Source organism: Corallococcus sp. AS-1-12 (genome assembly GCF_020036995.1).
Taxonomy (GTDB): Bacteria; Myxococcota; Myxococcia; order Myxococcales; family Myxococcaceae; genus Corallococcus.
The window spans coordinates 1-21200 of record NZ_JAIQDD010000034.1 but is presented as its reverse complement, the minus strand read 5'-3'; the positions used below and the strand labels follow the sequence as shown (position 1 = coordinate 21200).

Here is a 21200-nt window from a genome sequence, read left to right as displayed (position 1 = left end):
CGGCCATTCGCGCCGCGCGGCGTGCCGGGGCGCGTGACAGACTGCGCGCCCATGCGCTCCTGGAAACACCTGCTCGTCGTCCCGCTCGTCTGTTCCTCCGCCTGCGCCACCGCGCCCGCCGCCCCCTCGAAGCCCGAGGCCCCGGCCGCCGCCGTCGCCGCGCCCGTGCGCCCCTTCGGCACGCTGCGCGAACAGTCCGCCCGCCAGCAGGAGTGGCTCCGTGAACGGCTGGAGACCGGACTGCCCCAGCTCATGCGCAAGTACGGCGTGAGCATGTGGGTCGTCCCCATGCGCGAGTACAACGAGGACCCCGTCTTCAAGGCGCTCGTCGCCCCCACCACCTTCTCCGCCCGCCGCCGCACCATCTACGTCTTCTTCGACCGGGGCCCGGACCAGGGCGTGGAGCGGCTGGCGCTGGGCGGCAGCACCCAGGGCGGCCTCTATGAGGCCCGCCGCGCCCCCATGATGGTGGACCGCGGCGGCTCGCAGCGCGCCGCGGAGCTCCTGGGCCCTGAACAGTGGCTGCTCCTCAAGCAGGTCGTGGAGGAGCGCAAGCCGGACTCCATCGCCATCAACGTGTCCCCCGCCATCGCCTTCGCGGACGGCCTCACCCACGGCGAATACGAAGGCATGGCCCAGGCCCTGGGCCCCACCTGGTCCAAGCGCCTCAAGCCCGCCGGAGGCCTGCCCCTGGACGTGCTCGGCTGGCGAGGCGCCGACGAGGTCCGCTTCTACGCCGACCTCCAGAAGTACGCCTGGAACCTCATCCAGACCGCCTTCTCCAACGCCGTCATCACCCCCGGCACCACCACCACCCAGGACGTGGAGTGGTGGATGCGCCAGCGCCTGGCCGACGAAGGCCTGGACACCTGGTTCCAGCCGGACGTGGACGTGCAGCGCCAGGGCGCCACCGACGAAGACCTGGGCGACCACCCCGTCATCCAGCGCGGCGACGTGCTCCACTGCGACTTCGGCGTCACCGCGCTCCGCCTCAACACCGACACCCAGCACATGGGCTACGTGCTGCGCGACGGAGAGACGGACGCCCCCGAAGGCCTCAAGGCCGCGCTCAAGGCGTCCAACCGGCTCCAGGACATCGTCACCGGCGAAATCAAGCCGGGCCGCACCGGCAACGAGGTCCTGCGCGCCTCGCTCGCGCGCATGAAGGCGGAGGGCATCAGCGGCAGCGTGTACTCACACCCCATTGGCCTGCACGGCCACGGCGCCGGCCCCATGATTGGCATGTGGGACCGCCAGGAGGGCGTGCCCGGCAACGGCGAGCACCCGGTGATGCCCGACTCCTGGTTCTCCATCGAGCTGCAGGCGACGAGCCCCGTGCCGGAGTGGAAGGGCCAGCCCGTGCGCTCCGCCCAGGAGGAGGACGTCGTCGTGGACTCGCAGGGCACCGTGCGCTGGGCCCTCCAGCGTCAGACGTCCTTCCACCTGGTCCGCTGAAGGACTACTTCGGCGCGCCCGTCATGGACTTGAGCAGCGTCACCAGCGCCTGCTTCTCCTCGCTGCTCAGGTCCAGCTTGACGATGGTCTCCGTGCGCACGCCCGCGAAGGTGCCGTCCGGGTCGCCGCCCTTGTTGTAGAACTCGACCACGTCCTCCAGCGTCTTCTCCGCGCCGGTGTGCATGTACGGCGCGCTCAGCGCCACGTTGCGCAGCGTGGGCGTGCGGAACGCGCCCTCCACCTCCGCGGGCTTGCTCTGCGCCTGCGCCTTCAGCGTGGGCAGCCGCGCCGCGTCGATGCCGGCGGGCGCGTCGCTGTAGGGGCCCGCGGCGTTGAACGGCCAGGCCACCAGCGCGTCCACCGCGGCCGCCTGCCCGCGCCGCCCCGGGCCGGAGTCCTTCAGCCCCAGGTTGTGGAACTTGTCGTCCGACAGCGAGCGGCCCTTGTGGCACACCACGCACTGGCCCTTGCGCATGAACGTCTTCAGGCCCAGGTACGCCGGGTCCTTCTCCTGCGTGCCCGCCTCCACCGCCTGCAGGAAGCGCCGCACGTCCGCGTCGAAGGGCGCCTCGGTGCGGTTGAGCGTGCGCTGGTACGCCGCCAGCACCTTGCCCACGTTCGCCATCAGCCGGTCCGGGTCGGACTCGTCCGCGGGCGCCTTGCCGAACAACTGCGTGTACGCCGCCGTGTACGAGGGCTCGCCGGACAGCCGCGCGCGCACCACCGTCACGTCCGAGTCCATCTCGATGGGGTTCGTCAGCGGCAGCAGCGCCTGCGACCAGAGCCGGTCCGCCCGCCCGTCCCACATGAACCAGCGGCTGTAGCCCACGTTCAACAGGCTGGGCGGGTTGCGCTCGGACTGGTGGCCTCCGCAGCCCTCCGCCGTCGCCGTCTCCACCGTGTAGGACTCGCCCGTGTGGCAGCTCTTGCAGGACACCGTCCCGCAGCGCGACAGCCCCGGGTCCTCGAACAGCCGCTGACCCAGCGCCGCCGCGTCCGCGTTGTCCGCCCACTTGTTGGTGGGGTCCGCCTCCGGCTTCACGCTCTGCGTGTGCAGGGCGCTGAGCTGGTCCAGCTCATCCTCGGTCGGAAAGGGAACTTCGGATTCGCAACCCGCCCCCAGCAGGGCCAGGGCGAGCACGGCGGTACGCGGACGGAGACCAGTCATGGGCCGGAGCAGCTTCGCGCCCTTGTGTTCAGCAATCAATGGTCCCCGTCCCCCCGCCGGGCATACGGCCGTCCACGCACGAAGGCCGGGGGCCCTCTTCAGGGCTTGCCCCGGCCTTCATGGCGTGAAGCCCTTCAGCGGGACTTCAGGCGCGCTACTCGCAGGCCAGCTTGAAGCTCACCACCGGCGCCGCGAACTTGGCGATCTTCATCTTCGTGGGGCCCGGGGTGACCGTGGGCGCCGCGCCGCTGGCGCACTTGAGGCCCGCGCCCATCGTCAGCTCCACGTTCAGCTCCTGGTCCTCCGGCAGCCCGCTGACGGTGTAGCTGCAGCGGTTGTTGCGGCTCTGCTTCACCTCGTGCCGGCCCAGGGCCACGGCGTCGTTCTGCGTCACCTTCACCCCCACCGCCGAGCACGGGTCACCCTGCAGGCCGCTCGCGGGGTACGCGATGCTGCCCGTGACCGTGGCGTTGCCCGCGCGACCCGCGGCCGCCGCGCCACTCGACGAGGCGCAACCCGTGGCGGCAACGACGAAGGCGGCAACAGCAATTCGCAACATGGATATCCTCAATTCAAGAATGAGATGGTTTTCGCGCCCGGTTGGCCGCCTTCCCGGCAGCCATTGGCGCGCGCCACGTACAATCCCGGCGCGCTTTCATTCCACGCGGAAACGCATTCTCGATTTCATCACGCGGAGCATTTTTCCGTTCCCCAACATCCACGCTCCGCGTCCGTGAAGTGCTCCTCACACTTCCCATGAATCGAGAAGCGCGCCTCACTGCAGCCGCTGCAGGGCGTCACGCGCGTGCACCAGGCCGTGGCCGAACAGGGAGTCCCGGCCCGCGGTGCCCAGGTCGCGCGCGGAGGACTCCAGCGCGTCGCGCACCTGCTGGGGCGTGAGGTCGGGCCGGGCGCTCCAGAGCAGCGCGGCGACGCCGCTCACGTAGGGCGCGGCCATGGAGGTGCCGGAGACGTGGGTGTAGTCCACGGGCACCAGGGTGAGCCGCGCGTCCGTGCCCAGCCGCCCGCGCAGCATGGTGCTGGCGGCCTGGTTGACGCTGACGGCCGGGGCCCAGCGTCCGCTGCGGGGCAGGGAGAGGATGTCCACCGCGCCGCCCGCGGGCGCGTCCTCGGAGCCGAAGACGACGGCGCGCGCGCCCTGCATCATCACGTTGGACATGGCCACGGACACCGGCACCGCGCCCGGCCGCACGTAGGCGACGAAGCCGTCACAGGTGGCGTCGAAGCAGGAGGCCAGCGAGTCCCCCAGGCCGCAGTCCACCAGCCGCCCCGCGGTGTCGCCCGTGGGCGAGTACAGGAGCGAGCGCGACATGGGGGACGTGTCGTCCAGGGACATCTCCGCGAAGGCGCCCATGCCCCGGGGGAAGGTGGACAGCACGTCCACGCCGGGCGCCACCAGGGAGAGCTCCGGGCCCGCGTTGGAGAAGCTCGCGCGCCGCTCGTTCGAGTCCACCGCGCCCACCGCGAGCACGGACGGGTCGGACGCGGGGTACAGCACCGGGCCGCCCTGGTTGCCCGAGGCCGCCACCACCAGCAGGCCGTGCTCCTGCAGCGCGCGGAACGCCTCCACGGTGCTGCGGGTGGCGTTGCCTCCGCCCAGCGACAGCGACACGACGCGCGCGCCCTGGGACTCGCACCACTCCATGGCGGAGAGCACCACGCTCATCTGCGTCTGCCCGGACAGGTCCAGCACGCGGGCGATGAGCAGCGACGCGTTGGGCGCCACGCCCACCATGCCGCCCTGCGCGCCCCGGGGGCCGGTGTCGCCGCCGTGGCCCATGCGCGCCGCGATGATGCCCGCCACGTGCGTGCCGTGGCCCGGGCCCCACTGGCCCTGGGCGCCGCGGTCGCTGGCGTCGTCGTCGCCGTCCAGGAAGTCGTGGCTGCCCACCACCGCGCCCTGGAACTCCGGGTGGTCCATGTCCAGCCCGCTGTCGATGACGCACACCCGCACGCCCTCGCCCGTGGGCGCGCCCACGTCCAGCACGCCGTCCCGGTCCGCGTCCCACACCTCCGGGGCCTGCACCAGGCGGAGGCCGTCCGTGTACTCGTCCGACGGCGTGGGCGTGGCGGCCGTCACCTGGCGCGGCAGCGGCGCGAGCAGCCCGGGCGTCAGGCCCTGGCCGTACCAGACCTGGTCCGCCTCGATGCTCTCCACCAGGGCGCTGCGCTCCAGCAGCAGCCGCTCCTGGGGCGTCACGCGCGCTGCCACCGCGGGGATGTTGCGGTAGACGGCGCCCACCTTCGCGCCGGTGCTCGCCGTGAAGCTGGCGCCGGACGCCGTGACGCTCGCGGCCTGCGTGCGGTCTCCCGTGTGGCGGAAGCGGATGATGACCGGCTCGCGCCCATCCCCCTGGGCCGGGGAGGGCGGGTGCCCATCCAGTCCCTGGTGGACCGTCATCCCACCGGCGACGACGCCCGGGCACACCTGCCCCTGGGACGCGCTGCGCGAGGACGACTCCGGCGCACACGCGGCCAGCGCCAGCAACCCGACGAATGCCCAACGCCTCATGGTGCGACTCCTTCCAAGCAGGACGCCCCTCCCGAGGGCGATCCCCCCACATGGCGGAGGACCGGGAGGTGCCCGCCCCCCTCACCGAGGAAGGAAGCGGCGTGCTGCGATGAGGGAACGCATCCCCGCGCGGACTCGCATCGTCTCCAGGCCCCAGGGGCGGGCCGGACGTGCGCGGGTGCACAACAGACCTGTTGTCCGTCGGAACACAGGCTCGGGAATTCCGTCGACCCCGGGACTTTCTCTTTTTTGCGCCAGGGGTGTCGGAAGGCTGGCAAGGAGGGGTGGCGCGAGGTGCGCGGCTTGATTCCATGGGGGAGTCCATGCTGCGCTCCGGGGCGCCAAGCCATGAGCACCGCACCCACAGAGTCCCCCCGCTTCTTCGGGCGCTACGAGCTCGTCCACCTCCTGGGCCAGGGCGGCATGGGAGAGGTGTACCTGGCGAAGCTGTCCGGGGCGGCGGGCTTCGAGAAGCCCTGCATCGTGAAGACCATCCTGCCGGGGCTGGTGAAGGACCGGCAGTTCCTGGACCGGTTCCACCACGAGGCCAAGGTGCTGGTGCACCTGGTCCACTCCTCCATCGCCCAGGTGTACGACATGGGCGAGGCGGACGGCACCTACTACATGGCCCTGGAGTACGTGGCGGGCGTGGACCTGGGGTACCTGCTGGAGCAGGCCCGGGTGCAGGGGCGGGCGGTGCCGGCGCCGGTGGCGCTCTACATCGGCCAGCGCATGGCGGAGGGGCTGGGGTACGCGCACCGCAAGACGGGCTCGGACGGCGAGCCGCTGGGCATCGTCCACCGCGACGTGTCCCCGCACAACGTGATGGTGTCGTACGAGGGCGAGGTGAAGGTCATCGACTTCGGCCTCGCGAAGTCCACCGCGCGCAGCAAGTACACGCTGCCGTCCACGGTGATGGGGAAGCTGGGCTACATGTCCCCGGAGCAGGTCCGCGCGGAGCCGCTGGACCACCGCAGCGACATCTACTCCTGCGCGGTGGTGGTGTGGGAGATGCTCGCGGGTCGTGGGCTGGTGCCCCACGGCACCGTGGGCGAGATGATGGCGGCGATGTCGCATCCGGTGGTGCCGCCGCTGAAGGACTTCCGTCCGGACGTGGAGCCGTCGCTGGAGGCCGTGCTGCGCCGCGCGCTGGCGCCGTCGCCCGCGGACCGGTACGCGCGGTCGGATGAGTTCGCGCGGGCGCTCAACGCGGAGCTCTTGCGCTCGGGGAACCCCCTTGGCGCGGAGGAGGTGGGCGAGTTCGTGCGCGCGCTCTGCCCGGAGGCCTTCGCCGAGCAGCGCAAGCTGACGTCCAGCGTGCACGGGGAGCGGCGCACGCCGTCGCCCGCGCCCCGGCCCGGTTCGGGCACGGGGCTGTATGGCGGCTCCGGGAGTGGCGCGGCGGCGGCCGGAGCGGTCTCCCCGGAGGAAGAGTCCGGGAGCAGGCCCAACACCGGGCGCATCGACGTGGACGGCCCGGCGCTCGGGCCGGGGGGCACGTTCGTGTCCCATCCCTCGGGCTCCGGCGGCGCGGCCAGTCCCACGCCGGGAGCCGGCGGTGTGGCCATGCCCGCGCCGGGCTCCGGTGGCGTGGCCCAGCCGGGCTCAGGCGGTGTGGCCCAGCCGGGCTCTGGCGGTGTGGCTCGCGGCACGTCGGGGTCCGGTGGCGTGGCCTCGCCGGGCTCTGGCGGCGTGGCGCGCGGTTCCGGTGGCGTGGCCCGGCCGGGCTCTGGCGGCGTGGCGCGGAGCACCGACGAGGTGGACGCGGCCGCGCTGGGCGCTACGGCGGTGCACCTGTCGCCCGCGCCGCCCCAGGGCGCCGGGTTGGCGGGCACGTCCGGATCGCTGCCAGCGCAGCCCGAGCCCCGCAGGCCGGTGGCGAGGATCGCCGTGGCGGCGCTGCTGCTGGTGGGCGCCTCCGTGGGCATCACCGCCTACGTGCTGCGCCCGCACACGGCCGAGCCGCCCGTGGCCCCCCAGACGCTCCCGCCATCCGAGCCGGTGGTGGCCGCCGCGCCCCCGAAGGTGGAGGAGCCGCCTGCCGCGGTGACGCCGCCCGTGGAGCCGCCTCCCGAGGCGCCGGTGGAGCCGGGCGCGGTGGAGCCGGAGGTGAAGCCCGAGCCGGTGGTGAAGCCTTCACCGGAGTCCAAGCCCGTCCCCGGACCGAAGCGGCCCGCGACGCATCCGCCCGAGCTGGTGCCCGCGAGCCTGGCCGTGGCGAAGATTGGCGAGACGGGCGGCGGCCAGCGCGTGGTGAACGCGGCGGTGCCCTCGGGCATCAACGCGGGCACGGTGTTCAAGGTGGTGGGCCCCATCCAGAAGGGGATCCGCAAGCGCCCGGTGCTGGGGACGGCGACCGTGGTGTCCATCCACCCGAGCCGCGAGCGCATGACCCTGCGGCTGGACGCGGAGGCGGACGCGGCGAAGGAGCCGCGCTTCCTGCTGATGGCCGTGCGCCCGTCGGGGCCCGCGCTGCCCACGCCCGTGGCCGAGGCCCCGCAGGCCCCGCAGGCCGCGCCGCCCGCGCCCGAGCCGAAGGCCGCGGAGCGCTCGCGCCTGCTGGGAGAGGCGGAGATCGACGGCATCCTGGGGACCGGCTTGAACAGCACCCTCTACGTCACGAGCTCCGACACCCGGACCTGGCACAACTGCGTCATCGTCCTGAACGGACGGCAGCAGGCCATCATGGCGAGCCTCGAGCCCTACAGGACGCACCGGGTCAAGGTGCAGGAGCCCTACTTCAAGGTGAACTACAAGGCGCCCGCGGTGCCGGAGAAGGCCGTCTGGGTGAGCTGCGACGAGGGCGACGACACCTTCGCGCTGCGCAAGCGCTGAAGCGCGAGCCCTGGCCGGCTCGCGTGACGCCTCAGGGCGCGAGCCGGCTGGCGGCCACGGGGCACTCGTTGCGCAGGAACTCCGCGACCTCCGCGTCGCCGCCGTTCGCGTTGCGCACCGCGCGGGACAGGGACGTGCGGCACTGCCAGGTGACCTCGCGCGTGCCGTGGCAGCAGTGCCACCCGGTCAGCGTGCGGTCCAGGTACTGGAGCATCTCCTGGCGCGTGGGCGTGACGATGCTCCACACCGCGCCCGCCAGCAGCACCAGCCCCACCAGCGGCAGCGGCAGGCTGCGCGCCCAGCCGCGAAGGCCGCCCGGAATCACGGCCGCGTGCACGCCCAACTGCGCGTCCAGCGGGCGGCGCTGCAGCACCACCTGGAGCAGCAGCTCCACCGGCGCGGTGAGCGCGCGCAGCAGCCCCGTGCCCATGCCGGGCACCCGTCCCTCCGCCCGCTCCAGCTTGAGGCCCAGGGCGTGACGGCCCGGGGTGAGCCCCGTCAGCCCGCCCACGCAGGACAGCACCACCCAGGCGGCCCCCATGGCGAACCCCAGCAGCGCGGGAGTGGACACCCACTCCGCCGCGCGCACCGCGCCCCAACCCACGAGCGCCGCGCCCGTGAGGTCCAACGCGTCCGCCACCCAGAGCCGGTTCTGGAACCGGGCCTCGGTGGGCGGAGTGTCCATGGAGAACAACGTCCCGTCGCTCATCAGCCTCTCTCGTGTACGAGCGGGGCGCGAGCATAGGCGGCCCGCCGTGCCCAGGCGCGCTCCAAAACGCCGGGCCCGGGGGTGTCGCTACAGATCCAGCACCAGCCGCTTGGACCGGGCGCGCGACACGCAGACCAGCATCCGTGCATTTCCCGCGGGCTCTTGCTGGAAGAACGTGTCACGGTGGTCCGGAGTTCCCTCGCACACGCGGGTGACGCAGGTGCCGCAGGAGCCCGCCTCGCAGTCGCTCTCCACCTTCACGCCGTGGGTGCGCAGGACGTTGAGCACGCTCTTGCCGGCCGGCACGCGCAGCACCTGGCCGGTGCTCTTGAGCGACACCTCGAAGTCCTCCTCCGGCGTCGCGTGGGTGGCGGAGGTGCCCTCCGCGGTGAAGGCCTCGAAGTGCACCTTCTCCCAGGGCCACTTGTGCAGGGTGGCCGCCTCGCGCACGGCCTTCATCAGGCCCGCCGGGCCGCAGCAGTACAGCCGCGTGCCCGGGCCGCGCGTCGCCAGCAGCGACCGCACGTCCAGCCCCTTCGAAGGGTCGCCCCCGTCGTGGTGCACGTGCACGCGGCCGGCGAAGGACGGCGTGGACAACAGCTCCCGGAAGGCGGTGCGGTCCGCGTCGCGCGCGCAGTAGTGCAGCACCCACTCCGCGCCGGTGCGCTCCAGCACGCGCGCCATGGCCAGCAGCGGCGTGATGCCGATGCCGCCCGCGATGAGCACGTAGCTGCGCCCGTACAGCAGGGGGAAGTCGTTGACGGGCTCGCTCACGGTGAGCACGTCGCCCTCGCGGACGTGGTCGTGCATCGCCTTGGATCCGCCGCGGCCGTGGGCGTCGCGCTGCACGGCGATGACGTAGCGGTGCGTCTCGCTCGGGTCGTTGCAGAGCGAGTACTGGCGCATGCCGTCCAGCCCCGGCACCCGCACGTCCAGGTGGGCGCCGGCCTCGAACTCGGGCAGGGCGCCGCCGTCCTGGGACACCAGCTCGTAGGACTGGATGCCTTCCGCCTCGCGGGTGATGCGCGCCACCCGCAGGCGCAGCGTGTTCGTCGTCACGGTAGTGCCCCTGTTCCCTTGCCCGCCGCCCGGCGCGAGACCGATCTGGCCGCGCACGGTGTGCACTCCCGGGCCGCCCGGGGAGTGGGGGCGGGTACGGTTTTTCCGACCGGTTCCGGACAGAAGGGGCCCTCCGCCCGCCTGCCCTCCGTCCTGACGCGGGGGCCAGGGCAGCGGGGGTGGGCACGGCTGGGAATCCATCCCCACCCTTCACTCCGTGCCGCGCTGCGCCAGGGTCACTCAGGCCCGAGCGGCTTCGCGATGGGGGATGCGCGGCCCCCCGCTTCGACGGAAGGGAGACGGCCCATGGATGCCATCACGTTGCTGAAGGCGGACCACAAGACGGTGGAGCAGTTGTTCCGCAAGTTCGAGAAGGCGGGTGAGCACGCGCTGGCGCACAAGCGCAAGCTGGTGGACGAGATGGTGCGCGAGCTGTCCATCCACGCCGCCATCGAGGAGCAGGTCTTCTACCCGGCGGTGCGCGCGCGCTCGGAGGACCTGTCGCCGGACGTGCTGCGGGCGCTGGAGGAGCACCACGTGGTGAAGTGGGTGCTGTCGGAGCTGGACACGCTGCCGCCGGAGTCCGAGCGCTTCGACGCGAAGGTGCACGTGCTGATGGAGAACGTGCGCGCGCACGTCACGGAGGAGGAGCAGTACCTCTTCCCGGAGGTGAAGAAGGCCTTCAAGCCGCAGGAGCTGCGGCAGGTGGGCGAGGCGCTGGAGCTGGCGAAGAAGGGCGCGCCCACGCACCCGCACCCGGCCGCGCCGGACACGCCGCCGGGCAACCTGCTGACGGGCGCGGTGGCGGCGGTGATGGACATGGGCCGGGACGCGCTGCGCACGGCGCGCCGCAAGGCCGTCACGCGGGTGCGCAAGTCCGCGCCGCGTCCCCTGCGCAAGCCGCTGGAGTCCATGATGTCGCCGGACCCGGCGGGCGAGCCGCTGCACTGAGCGAGCGTCAGGCGCTGGACGCCTCGGGCCCGGTGAATGTCCGCCGGGGCTGGGGCGTCTGGAGGGACATGAGAGGCTTTCGCGCCCGGAGCGCGAAGGTGCTCGGGGCCTTGGGAAGGAGGCGCCATGTCCGCTGTTCGCAGGATGTTGACGACGCTGGTGGTGCTCGTGGGCTTCACGGCCGCGGCGCAGACGCAGGGAACGCCGCCCGGCTCACCGCAGCCCCGGCCGCCGGTGGATCCGCAGGTGCGCACGCTGCGCGTGGAGGGCACGGGCGAGGTGAAGGCGCAGCCGGACGAGGCCTTCATCGACGTGGCGGTGGAGACGTCCGCGCAGAACGCGAAGGCGGCGGGCGAGGAGAACGCGAAGCGGATGGAGAAGGTGCTCGCGGCGCTCACCGGTGCGGGCATCCAGAAGCGCGATTTGCAGACGCGCAACTACAACGTCTATCCGGAGTACACGCCGGCGCCGCCGCAGGGCGGTGAGCCGAAGCTCAAGGGCTACCGGGTGAGCAACCTGGTGAGCGTCCACGTGACGGACCTGTCCAAGGTGGGGAGCCTGTTGGACAAGGCGTTGGCGGCGGGGGCGAACCGGGTGGATTCCGTGCGCTTCGGGTTGAGCCGGCAGGACGCGGTGCAGGGCGAAGCGCTGCGGCAGGCGGTGGCGCGAGCCCGGAAGTCCGCGGAGGTGCTGGCCGCGTCGCTGAACGTGAAGCTGGGCGCGGTGCTGGACGCGAGCACGGTGACGGAGGCCCCGCGCCTGTACCCGGCCACCTTCGCCATGGACATGGCGGAGTCGCGCGCCGCGCCCCCCACGCCCATCCAGCCGGAGGAGCAGACGGTGCAGGCGAAGGTGACGCTCATCTTCGCCATCCAGTAGGCGCCGGAGTTCACAGTGCCCCTCTGTCGCGGTCCGGCCAGAGCGGCGCCACCCCGTGAAGCGGGCACGTCGAGCCAGAGGCGTCGCCGTTGTGCTCTCACGCCCGAAAAGTTCGCGGCACTCCTGATCACGGTCCGAAGCGCGTCGTCGACGGCCAGCGACTCTCGCGGGAGTGCCCTCCGAATCAGCTCGTGACGACATCCCGGAGGAATTACTTTGTGCCCGCCTGAGCACGTCCTCCAAGCCCCTTCCTCCGCTCTTCAAGGCTGTCGTGGAGCCGCTGCGCGCATTCTTCCGCTTGGAGGCGGTGAGCGGCGTTCTTCTGTTCGTCGCCGCGGTCGCCGCGCTTCTCTGGGCGAACTCGCCGTGGGGTGACAGCTACACGGCGCTCCTGGAGCGCCGCTTCGTCCTGGGCCTCGGAGCGTCACAGGCGGAGTTCACCCTGGCCCAGCTCATCAACGATGGACTCATGTCCGTTTTCTTCTTTGTCGTGGGCATGGAGATCAAGCGGGAGCTGGCCGTCGGCGAGCTGAACAGTGCACCCAAGGCGCTGTTGCCCTTCGTGGCCGCGATGGGTGGGATGCTCGTTCCCGCATGCATCTACCTGCTGTTCACCTTGGGCAGGGGGGAACGGAGGGTTGGGCCATCCCCATGGCCACCGACATCGCCTTCTGCATCGGTTGCCTGACGCTGCTGAAGGGGCGCGTGTCGCAGGGCCTCGTCGTCTTCGTCACGGCGCTGGCCATCTTCGATGACATGGGCGGCATCCTCGTCATCGCCCTCTTCTACGGCCATGGCCTGGAGCCGCTGTGGCTGCTCATGTCAGCCGGAGTGCTCGCGCTTCTCGGCCTCTTCAACCGGCTCCACGTCCGCAGTGGCGTATGGCGTTGCGGGAGTCGCGCTCTGGTACGTCATCCATCACTCGGGCATCCACGCCACCATCGCGGGCGTGCTCCTGGGGCTGATGATTCGGCTCGGGGACACCGCCCCGTGAGGGATGTCCTCGTGGCCTTGAACGTCCGCCCCGCGGAGCTGGTCAAGCGCTCGCCCCAGGAGGACATCGCCAACAACGAGCTGCTGCAAATCGAAGAGGAGATCGAGGACCTGGAGCCCCCGCTCAACCGCTTCGTTCACGCGCTGCACCCCTGGGTCTCCTTCGGCATCATGCCCATCTTCGCGCTCGCGAACTCGGGGCTCCCGCTCTCCGGAGTGGGCCTGGACAGCCTGACGCGGCCCGTTCTCCTCGGCTCGGCCCTGGGCTTGTTCATCGGTAAGGCCGTGGGCGTGTTCTGCGCGACCTTCCTGGCGGTCCGGCTGGGCCTGTCCGGCATGCCCGGCAACGCCTCCATTCCCCAGCTCTTCGGCGTCTCCGTGCTCGCGGGCATCGGCTTCACCGTGGCCCTCTTCATCGCCAGCCTGGCCTTCACGGACGCACCCGAGTTCCTGGCGCAAGCCAAGTTCGGCATCCTCCTCGGCTCCCTCATGGCGGGACTCGTCGGCTGCGGCATCCTGCGGACGCTGAAGCCTCGCGGCGCTTCAGCGGCGGCTGCGTAGCCCCGAAGGCCCTGACGGAGCGGGCCTGTCTGACGTGAAGAGCGGGGGCGTTCCTCCGGGCTCGGCACCTCCCCGCCCGAAACGCTCCCTCAGTTCGTCCGTCCGCGTCCTGAACAGGGACACCCCAAGGTTGTAGCCCGCGCGCGCCAGCAGATGGGCGGCCACGGGCGCGGTGAGGAAGAGGAAGGCGACCACGGCGAGGGCCCGGGTGGCGATTTGCGTGTCCTCGAAATACACCGCCGTGCCCAGCAGCAGCAGCCCTGCTCCCGCCGTCCCGCTCTTGGTCGCCGCCTGCATGCGGCAGAAGAGGTCCGGCAGGCGTGCGAGCCCCAGCGCCGCGAGCCCCATGAACAGGGCGCCCGACAGCAGCAGCCCCCCGACGAGCCATGTCCTCATCGCGCTTTCACCCGCTCGAGGTAGCGCGCCACCGCCACCGTGCCCAGGAATGAGATGAGCGCGATGCCAGCGGTCACCCGCAGCAGGTGGGGCTCTCGGGTATAAACGCTGTAGACGGCCGTCATCCCCAGGGTCAGAACACCCATCGTGTCGAGCGCCACCACCCGGTCGGGCGCGGTGGGGCCCCGCAGCAGGCGCACGAAGACGAGGGCCAACGCCAGGGTGAGGAGCCCCAGGATGACCTCCAAGAGCAGCGTGAAGCCGGGCGAGTCCGCCGCGCTCATCGCAGCAGCTCCAGGATGCGCCGCTCGAAGCCCCGTTTGATGTCGCTGCGCACCGCCTCGGGATCCGCGGCGTACATGGCATGGATGTAGAGGACGCGCCGGTCACTGGAGACATCCAGCGCGAGCGTGCCGGGCGTGAGGCTCACCACCAGCGCCAGGAAGGTGATCTCCCCGGACGTTCGCGCATCCAGGGGAATCCCAATCACCGCCGGGGTCATCCGGTGGGTGGGGGTGAGCACGTCGAGGGAGATACGCAGCGTGGCGACGGCCAGCTCCTTGAGGAAGAAGAGCACGAAGCCCAGCAACTGCCGTACCCGTGAGAAATAGGGGGTGTGCGCGGCCACCGTGGGCGACGCCCAGAGGATGAGATAGCCCAGGACGAACCCCACGAACAGGTTGCGCACCTTGAACCCGGTGAACGCGGCCCATCCCAGCGCCAGTGCCACGTTGCCCAGCAGCGTCTTCATCTCGCAGCTCCCTGCGCCGCGAGGATATAGCCTTCGGGGGACAGCAACTGCTCGGCGGCTCTCGTGATCAGCCCGAAGGCAGGACCGGGCTGGAGCCCCAACCACAGCACCCCCAGCGCGAGCGCCCCCACCGGCAACACCATGGAGCGCGGCGGCGGCGCGCTCCGGGTGACCGGCACGGGCGGCGCCTTCCAGAAGGCCTCGGCCCAGATCTTCGTCATGGAGAAGAGCGTCAACACGCTCACCGTGAGCGCCACCCCCACGCTCACGTAGCGCCCCTGCGCGAGCGCCTCGCGCACCAGCGCAAGCTTGGCGAAGAAGCCCGAGGAAGGGGGCAGGCCCGCCAGCGCCAGCGCGAAGATGGCGAAGAGCAGGGCGACTCCCGGGTGGGAGCCCTGGAGCCCGCCGAGCGCCTTCAGGTCATGGGTGCCCCGCAGCCGGTGCGTCAGCCCGCTGACGAGGAAGAGGCTCGACTTCACCAGGCCGTGGTGGAGGATGAAGAAGAGCGCCCCGGCCAGCCCTTGCCGCGCGAAGAGCGCGAGCCCCAGCAGCATGTAGCCCACCTGGCTGATGGAGTGGAACGCGAGGATGCGCCGGAAGTCGTACTGCGAGGCCGCGCCCAGCACGCCCGTCATCATGGTGATGCAGGCCATGGCCACCAGCACCGGCTGGAAGAACGCGAAGTCATGGGCGAACAGCAGGCAGAAGACCCGGATGAGCGCGTAGAGGCCCACCTTGGTGAGCAGGCCGGCGAAGAGCGCCGTCACCGCCATGGGGGGCGTGGGGTAGCTGGCGGGCAGCCAGAAGAAGAATGGGAAGAGCGCCGCCTTGATGCCGAAGGCCGCCAGCAGCAGCACCGTCACCGCCGCCACGGTGCCGGGCTGCGGCGTCCGCGGCAGCCTCTGCGCCAGATCCGCCATGCTGAGCGTGCCCATCAGCCCATGGAGCAGCCCTACCGCCGCGAGGAACAGCGCCGAGGCGATGAGGTTGAGGGTGACGTACTTCACCGCGCCTTCAATCTGCGCCAGCTCACCGCCCAGCGCCAGGAGCGCGAACGAGGCGATGAGCAGCACCTCGAACCAGACGTAGAGGTTGAAGAGGTCCCCGGTCAGGAAGGCGCCACACACGCCCATGAGCAGCACGTGCATGAAGGCCTCGGAGTTGAACGCCTTTCGCGCCGCGTCCATGCCCGCCACGGAATAGAGGCACACCGCGAGCCCCAGCAGGCCCGAGAGCACCACCAGCCCCGCGCTGAAGAGGTCCGCCACCAGACTGATGGCGACGGGGTAGGGCCAGCGGCCTACCTGCATGACCTGGATGCCTTCGCGCTCGACGCGCACGAGCAGCGCGAGCGCCGCCGCCAACAGCAGCGCCGCGCCCAGGATGCTCACCGCCTGCCGCACGCGCGGCCAGCGCCCCAGCAGCATCGTGGTGGCCGCGGTGGCCAGGGGGATGATCAACGGGAGCACCGGAAGTTGTGTCATCGGTCCGTGCCCTCAAGCGTGTCGAGATCCGCGGACCTCGACAGTTGGTGGGCGCGGTGCAGCAACGTCACGGCGAAGGCCAGCAGGCCGAAGCTGATGACGATGGCGGTGAGCACCAGCGCCTGGGCCAACGGCTCCGCGGTGGGGGCCTCCGGCGTCAGGGCTCCCTCCGGGACGATGGGCGGCCGCCCCCGTCGCAGCCCGACCGCCGCGAAGATGAGCAGGTTGGCCGCGTGCGAAAGCAGCGCCAGCCCCAGGATGAGCCGCATCAGGTTGCGCCGCAGCACCAGATAGGTTCCCGCCGCGTAGAGACAGCCAATCACCAGGGCCAGGAGGAGACTCATCCGTCACACCTCCGCCAGGGAGAGCACGAAGGTGAGCGCCACCCCCGTGACCACCAGGTAGACGCCCAGGTCGAAGAGCAACGGCGTGCCCACGGCCAGCGGCCCCAGCCCCAGCGGATGCACCTCCGCCCAGGCGCCGGTGAGAAAGGGCGCATCCCATCGCAGCGGCGCCCACATCCCGGCCGCCAACGCCAGCAGCAGCCCCAGTGCCATGAGCGTGGATGGGTCGAAGCGCAGCGCCCGGCGCGCCGAGGCCACGTCATAGGCCAGGGCATGCAGGGTGAACGCGGCAGCGGCCACCAGCCCGCCGGTGAAGCCACCACCGGGCTCGTCGTGCCCGCTCACCAGCAGGAAGACCGAATAGAGCAGGAGGAGCGGCTGGAGCCACCGGGTGGTGGTGGCGAGGATGAGCGAGGAACTCATGACGGCATCCTCCGGGCGGGAAGCAATTTGAGAAGCGCGTGCACCCCCAGCGCCGCCACCACGAGCACGGTGATCTCCCCCAGGGTGTCGAGCGCCCGGAAGTCGGTGAGGATGACGTTGACCACATTGTGGCCGTGCGCCTGGGACACGCTGTGCTCCAGGAAGAACGAGGACACGAAGGGGTGCGGCGGCGGCGCGGCGGCGGACAGCGCGAGCAGCCCCATCGTCCCCCCGACGCCCACGGCCAGCACCCCGTCACGCAGGCGCACCGCCGTGCTGGAGAGCCGCGTGTAGCGGGGCAGGTGCAGCAGCGCGAGCACGAACACCACGACGGTGAGGGCCTCGACGATGGCCTGGGTGAGCGCGAGGTCGGGCGCGCCGAAGAAGAGGAAGAGCAGCGCCACCCCGAAGCCCACCACGCCCAGCGCCGTCACCGCGGCAATCCGCGAGCAGGCCCGTGTGACGGCTCTCGCGGCCAGCACGATGAGCAGCGCCACGCCCGCGCCCGCGACGTCCACCTGGCCCATGGCGAGGGGCGGCGTGAAGCCCCCACCGCGAACCGCCAGCGTGTAGCCCAGCAGCCCGAAGGTGGATGCCAGCACCCACAGGATGTAGCGGCCCTGGTCGCCGGACTGGAGCACGTGGGTCTGCCACAGGGCCACCGCGTTGAGTCCCTGGAGGAAGCGCTCGAAGCTCCAGACAGCCCGCACCGCTGGAGGGCAGAGCGCGCCCGCCACGCCGCGCAGGCGCTTGCGCCCCACGAATGCCGCCGCGCCGGCAGCGAGGCTGAGCGCGCTCAGCCCGAGCGCGGGGTTGATGCCGTGCCAGAGCGACAGCTCCAAAGGGCCCAGGCCGGGCTGGACCGCGGCGCCCGCGGAGGCCAGCAGCGGTGAGAGCAGCCCGGGCGCGAAGCCGAGGAGGAGCCCCAGCACCGCCAGGAGGAGCGGCGGTCCCCACATCCCGGCCGGCGCCTCGTGCACGGCCTTGGCCACACCCTCCGGACGCCCGAGAAAGGGACGCACGCCCACCATCACCGCTACCGCCACCAGTAGAACGAAGGCGACCACCGGGGCGGCGGTGAGGGGCGCGGCGGCGCGCGGGGCATGGAGCACCGCCTCGTAGACAAGCTCCTTGCCGATGAAGCCGAAGGCGGGGAGCACGCCCGCCATGCCCAGGGCGGCCAGGCCCGCCGCCAGGGCCGTGAACGGCATGGCGCGGCGCAGCCCTCCCAGGCGCATCACGTCGCGGGTGCCCGCCTCATGGTCCACCGCTCCCGCGACGAGGAAGAGCGCGGCCTTGTAGAGCGCGTGCGCCAGCAGGTACACGAGCGCCGCGTGCAGGGCCGCGGGGGTCCCCACCCCCAGCAACATCACCAGCAGCCCGAGCACCGCGAGCGTGGCGTAGGCCAGGAGCCGCTTGAGGTCCACCTCCGCCAGCGCCCGCGCCGCGCCCCACAGCATCGTCGCCCCGCCCACCAGCGTCAGCAGCAGGGCCCAGGGGGCCGTGCCGCCCAGGGCCGGGTGCAGCCGCATGAGCAGGTAGATGCCTGCCTTCACCATCGTCGCGGAGTGCAGGTAGGCGCTCACCGGGGTGGGTGCCTCCATGGCCCCCGGGAGCCAGGCATGGAAGGGCACCTGGGCGGACTTGGTGAAGGCGCCAGCAAGCACCAGCATCAGCGCGGGCAGGTAGAGGGGGTGGGCGCGCAGGGGCTGGCCCTGCCGCGCGAGCGTGGACAGCTCGAAGCTGCCTCCCATGTGCGCGAGCAGCAGCAGCCCCACCAGGAGCGCCTGCCCCCCGGCGACCGTCACCAGCAGTGCCTGGAGCGCGGAGCGGCGAGCCTCGGGCCGCTCGCGGTGGAAGCCCACCAGGGCATAGGAGCTCAGGCTGGTGAGCTCCCAGCAGATGAACATCGCGAGCAGGTTGTCCGCGAGGACCACGCCCAGCATCGCCGACATGAACAGGAAGAGCTGGCCGTAGAAGCCCCCCAGCCGCCCGTGCCCGGAGAGGTAGGACGCCGCGTAGAGCGTCACGAGCGCGCCCATCCCGGTGATGAGCAGCGCGAACAGCAGCGCCAGCCCGTCCAGGCGGAAGGACAGCCATAGGTCCACCTCTGGCGCCCACGCCCACCGCTCGGCGAGCGGGTTGCCCGAAGTGACGGACGGGAGCGTGCGCGCGAGCGCCACGAAGGCTCCCAGGGGCAGGAACATCAGCCCCCGGCTCGCGAGGCGCGGAGACAGCCGAACCGCCCAGGGAGCGAGGAGCGCCGCGCAGAAGCCACCAATGACGAGCACCGTGAGCATGGCTGGAAGAGGTGCCGAGAGCCCCGGGCCGACGGCGCACGAACTCGACCACACGCTCCGGGAGAAGGCCCCCGGAGCGGCGCTGGATTCGCGGGACGAGCATCACTTCCACACAGTCCCGGTGTGGCCCCGTCCTCATGACGACAGCGGCCGGGACCTTCGGGCAGGGGACCCTCAGGCGCGTCCTGGGCGCGTGTTGACTGTCACGGAAGGGGTGCGGAACCTTCAAGGGACGGCCCCCACCGCGTGGGCCTATCCCCCCCCGGAGCATGGCGATGAACATCCACCCAGAACTCCCGCAAGCGCCCGCGTCCGACGCACGGCCTCGCGCCTCCGGTGGTTTGCGGAGTGTGGCCGTGATGGTCGAAGCCGACCGCGCCCCGGGTGCTCTTGAGCGGGCCAGCCTGCTGGACCTGGCGCCCGGAGCCCGCGTCGCCGTCCTCGTACGCCAGGGCGCGGAGTCCCAGGGGGAGTCCCTGGCTCGCGCCGAAGCGCGGTTGGTGGCGCGGCTTCAAGCGGTGGGCGGCACGCTCTCCCGGGTCGAGCCCGTCATGGACGAGGACCTGATGGAGGCCTTCGAGCGCTATGCCGCGCAGGACGCGCCCGAACTTGTCATCGTCGCTCGTGAGCCCAAGGGGCGGCTCGCGCGCCTGCTCGGGGATACGCCCGAGAAGCTGGCCCGCCACGGCCGGGTGCCGGTCCTGGTCACCCGGCTTCCGGCGGAGGCCCCCTACCGCCGTGTCATGGTGGGCATCGACTACTCCGAAAACGCACGCGAGGCGCTGGGGCTGGCGCTCCGCCTGACGCGGCCGGAGGCCGGGCCCCTGGACGTGCTCCATTGTTACGACACCCGCTATGCCCTGGTCATGCATCAGGCGGGGACCTCCGCGAAGCAGATGGTGGCCTACTACCGGAGGCGGGCCACCGAGGCCGACGCAGGGCTGCGCGCCTACCTCCAGCCCTACCGGGATCAGGGAACGGACCTTCATGCCCTGGTGCGCTCGGGCGATCCGCAAGCGGAGCTTGAACAGGCCGTTCGCGAGCAGGGGACCGAACTGCTGGTGGTCGGCAAGCACGGCGGCCATGGACTGATGCACGCGCTGCTGGGCAGCGTCGCGGAGGCTTGTCTCCGGCGCGCGGAGTGCGACGTCCTCGTCGTTCCGCAAGCGGTCCCCCAGCACTAGCGCCCGGCCCGGAGGCCAGGCGTTGGAAGAGCGGCATGCCCCTGGAACTCCTCACCTCCCTGGGATTCTTCGCGGGTGGCGTCGTGCTGCTGGTGCTCGGTGGGGACCTGCTCGTCAAGGGCGCGGTGGCCCTCGCCGAGCGCCATGGCGTCCCGCCGATCACCATTGGCCTGACGCTGGTGGCGTTTGGCACCTCGGCTCCGGAGCTTGCTCTCAACGTCGCGGCCTCGCTCGGCGGCGCGACGGCGCTGACGTTCGGCAACATGACGGGCTCGTCGCTCACCAACGTGGGGCTGGTGCTCGGCCTGTCCGCGCTGGTGCGGCCCGTGAAGGTGTGCTCCTCGCTGCTGCGGCGCGAGCTGCCCGTGCTGCTGGGCGCCGTGCTGCTGCTGCTGGTGCTCTCCTGGCTCCCGGGCTCCCTGGGCGCGGATGGCCGGCCCGGACTGTCCCGGGCGGATGGCGTGGTGCTGCTCGCCGTCTTCCTGGGCTTCATGGGGATGATGCTGCGGGCGGCGAAGCAACCCGCGAAGGTGGGCGCCGCCTACGCCGGGGAGGCCGAGGAGGTCGTGCGGCGCGAGCCCCTGCTGTCGTGGCGGCGCGCCTCCGCGAGGGTGGTGGGCGGTCTGGTGTTGCTGGGGCTGGGAGGCAAGCTGGGGGAGACGGGCGCGGTGGGCGCGGCCCGGGCGCTGGGCATGTCCCAGCAGCTCATCGGCCTCACCGTCGTGTCCCTGGCCACCACGCTGCCCGAGCTCATCACCAGCCTGATGGCCATGCGCCGCGGCCAGACGGACATGGCCCTGGGCAACATCGTGGGCTCCAACATCTTCAACCTGCTCTTCATCCTGGGCACGGCCTCGGTCATCGCCACGGTGCCCCTCCCCGAGGGGGGCACCCTCATCCTCCTGGTGCTGCTGGGCCTCACGCTGCTGCTCTTCCCGCTGTCCATCAGCTTCGACTGGACCCTCACCCGGCCCGAGGGCTTGCTGGTGCTCGCGCTCTATCTGGCATTCATGGCATGGCAGCTCTGGATGGGAATTTCTGAGGAGTCTTTCCGATGAAGAAGATCATCTTCGCCTGTGTGCACAACGCATCCGCGTTCGTTTAACGCGGCGGCGAAAAGCAAAGCAGAATCAAAGACATAGGTGCAGCCGAGCAGGCAGGCCCGTCGAAACGGA

The 21200-nt window shown here is 71.6% G+C and carries 18 protein-coding genes and 1 pseudogene; 7 read left to right on the top strand and 12 right to left on the bottom strand.

Annotation, left to right across the window (positions count from 1 at the left end; genetic code table 11):
- Positions 1-51 precede the first annotated feature (51 nt).
- Positions 52-1455, top strand: coding sequence for a M24 family metallopeptidase (locus tag K8556_RS33995; protein ID WP_223744272.1), 1404 nt, complete (start codon positions 52-54; stop codon positions 1453-1455).
- A 4-nt stretch (positions 1456-1459) separates the two neighbouring features.
- Here K8556_RS33995 and K8556_RS33990 read toward each other — a convergent pair whose 3' ends face one another.
- The 3 genes from K8556_RS33990 to K8556_RS33980 all read right to left on the bottom strand — a co-directional run bounded on the left by K8556_RS33990 (position 1460) and on the right by K8556_RS33980 (position 5156).
- The gene (locus K8556_RS33990) at positions 1460-2623 is read right to left on the bottom strand and encodes a cytochrome-c peroxidase (RefSeq protein ID WP_223744271.1); all 1164 of its coding nucleotides are present in this window, start codon (positions 2621-2623) and stop codon (positions 1460-1462) included.
- A 154-nt stretch (positions 2624-2777) separates the two neighbouring features.
- Positions 2778-3182 (bottom strand): hypothetical protein, encoded by a 405-nt coding sequence (locus K8556_RS33985; protein ID WP_223744270.1) that lies wholly within the window; start codon positions 3180-3182, stop codon positions 2778-2780.
- A gap of 216 nt (positions 3183-3398) precedes the next feature.
- Entirely contained in the window at positions 3399-5156 is a 1758-nt protein-coding gene (locus K8556_RS33980) for a S8 family serine peptidase (RefSeq protein WP_223744269.1), read from the bottom strand.
- A gap of 348 nt (positions 5157-5504) precedes the next feature.
- Here K8556_RS33980 and K8556_RS33975 point away from each other — a divergent pair, with 348 nt between their 5' ends.
- Positions 5505-7991, top strand: coding sequence for a serine/threonine-protein kinase (locus K8556_RS33975; protein WP_223744268.1), 2487 nt, complete (start codon positions 5505-5507; stop codon positions 7989-7991).
- A 31-nt stretch (positions 7992-8022) separates the two neighbouring features.
- Here K8556_RS33975 and K8556_RS33970 read toward each other — a convergent pair whose 3' ends face one another.
- Both K8556_RS33970 and K8556_RS33965 read right to left on the bottom strand, forming a co-directional pair.
- Entirely contained in the window at positions 8023-8700 is a 678-nt protein-coding gene (locus K8556_RS33970) for an RDD family protein (protein WP_223744267.1), read from the bottom strand.
- An 87-nt stretch (positions 8701-8787) separates the two neighbouring features.
- Positions 8788-9759, bottom strand: a complete 972-nt coding sequence (locus K8556_RS33965) for a PDR/VanB family oxidoreductase (protein WP_223744266.1) — start codon at positions 9757-9759, stop codon at positions 8788-8790.
- 306 nt (positions 9760-10065) lie between these two features.
- On the opposite strand from K8556_RS33965, the gene K8556_RS33960 reads away from it, so the two are divergent.
- From K8556_RS33960 to nhaA, 3 genes and pseudogenes are all read left to right on the top strand, one after another.
- Positions 10066-10710, top strand: a complete 645-nt coding sequence (locus tag K8556_RS33960; protein WP_223744265.1) for a hemerythrin domain-containing protein — start codon at positions 10066-10068, stop codon at positions 10708-10710.
- 126 nt (positions 10711-10836) lie between these two features.
- Complete coding sequence (locus K8556_RS33955) at positions 10837-11589, top strand: SIMPL domain-containing protein (RefSeq protein ID WP_223744264.1); 753 nt, start codon at positions 10837-10839, stop codon at positions 11587-11589.
- Positions 11590-11815: 226 nt separating this feature from the next.
- A pseudogene (nhaA, locus tag K8556_RS33950) lies at positions 11816-13143 on the top strand (Na+/H+ antiporter NhaA).
- Here nhaA and mnhG read toward each other — a convergent pair.
- Genes mnhG through mbhE form a run of 7 tightly spaced genes read right to left on the bottom strand, consistent with a single transcriptional unit; the run spans position 13126 to position 18841 of the window.
- Complete coding sequence (mnhG, locus tag K8556_RS33945; protein ID WP_223744263.1) at positions 13126-13539, bottom strand: monovalent cation/H(+) antiporter subunit G; 414 nt, start codon at positions 13537-13539, stop codon at positions 13126-13128. The pseudogene nhaA and the gene mnhG sit on opposite strands and share 18 nt — an antisense overlap.
- Positions 13536-13823, bottom strand: a complete 288-nt coding sequence (locus tag K8556_RS33940) for a monovalent cation/H+ antiporter complex subunit F (protein WP_223744262.1) — start codon at positions 13821-13823, stop codon at positions 13536-13538. The genes mnhG and K8556_RS33940 overlap by 4 nt, the downstream gene beginning before the upstream one ends.
- Entirely contained in the window at positions 13820-14290 is a 471-nt protein-coding gene (locus K8556_RS33935) for a Na+/H+ antiporter subunit E (protein WP_223744261.1), read from the bottom strand. The genes K8556_RS33940 and K8556_RS33935 overlap by 4 nt, the downstream gene beginning before the upstream one ends.
- Entirely contained in the window at positions 14287-15774 is a 1488-nt protein-coding gene (locus K8556_RS33930) for a proton-conducting transporter membrane subunit (protein WP_223744260.1), read from the bottom strand. Before K8556_RS33930 ends, K8556_RS33935 begins: the two co-directional genes overlap by 4 nt.
- Positions 15771-16118: a Na+/H+ antiporter subunit C gene (locus K8556_RS33925; RefSeq protein ID WP_223744259.1), complete on the bottom strand. Its 348-nt coding sequence runs from the start codon at positions 16116-16118 to the stop codon at positions 15771-15773. Before K8556_RS33925 ends, K8556_RS33930 begins: the two co-directional genes overlap by 4 nt.
- A gap of 3 nt (positions 16119-16121) precedes the next feature.
- Complete coding sequence (locus K8556_RS33920) at positions 16122-16541, bottom strand: Na+/H+ antiporter subunit B (protein WP_223744258.1); 420 nt, start codon at positions 16539-16541, stop codon at positions 16122-16124.
- Positions 16538-18841 carry a hydrogen gas-evolving membrane-bound hydrogenase subunit E gene (mbhE, locus tag K8556_RS33915; protein WP_223744257.1) on the bottom strand — a complete coding sequence of 768 codons (2304 nt, stop codon included), beginning with the start codon at positions 18839-18841 and terminating at the stop codon, positions 16538-16540. Before mbhE ends, K8556_RS33920 begins: the two co-directional genes overlap by 4 nt.
- A 359-nt stretch (positions 18842-19200) precedes the next feature.
- Here mbhE and K8556_RS33910 point away from each other — a divergent pair, with 359 nt between their 5' ends.
- Both K8556_RS33910 and K8556_RS33905 read left to right on the top strand, forming a co-directional pair.
- Positions 19201-20025, top strand: a complete 825-nt coding sequence (locus K8556_RS33910; RefSeq protein WP_223744331.1) for a universal stress protein — start codon at positions 19201-19203, stop codon at positions 20023-20025.
- Positions 20026-20060: 35 nt separating this feature from the next.
- Positions 20061-21083 (top strand): calcium/sodium antiporter, encoded by a 1023-nt coding sequence (locus tag K8556_RS33905; RefSeq protein ID WP_223744256.1) that lies wholly within the window; start codon positions 20061-20063, stop codon positions 21081-21083.
- Positions 21084-21200: the final 117 nt, after the last annotated feature.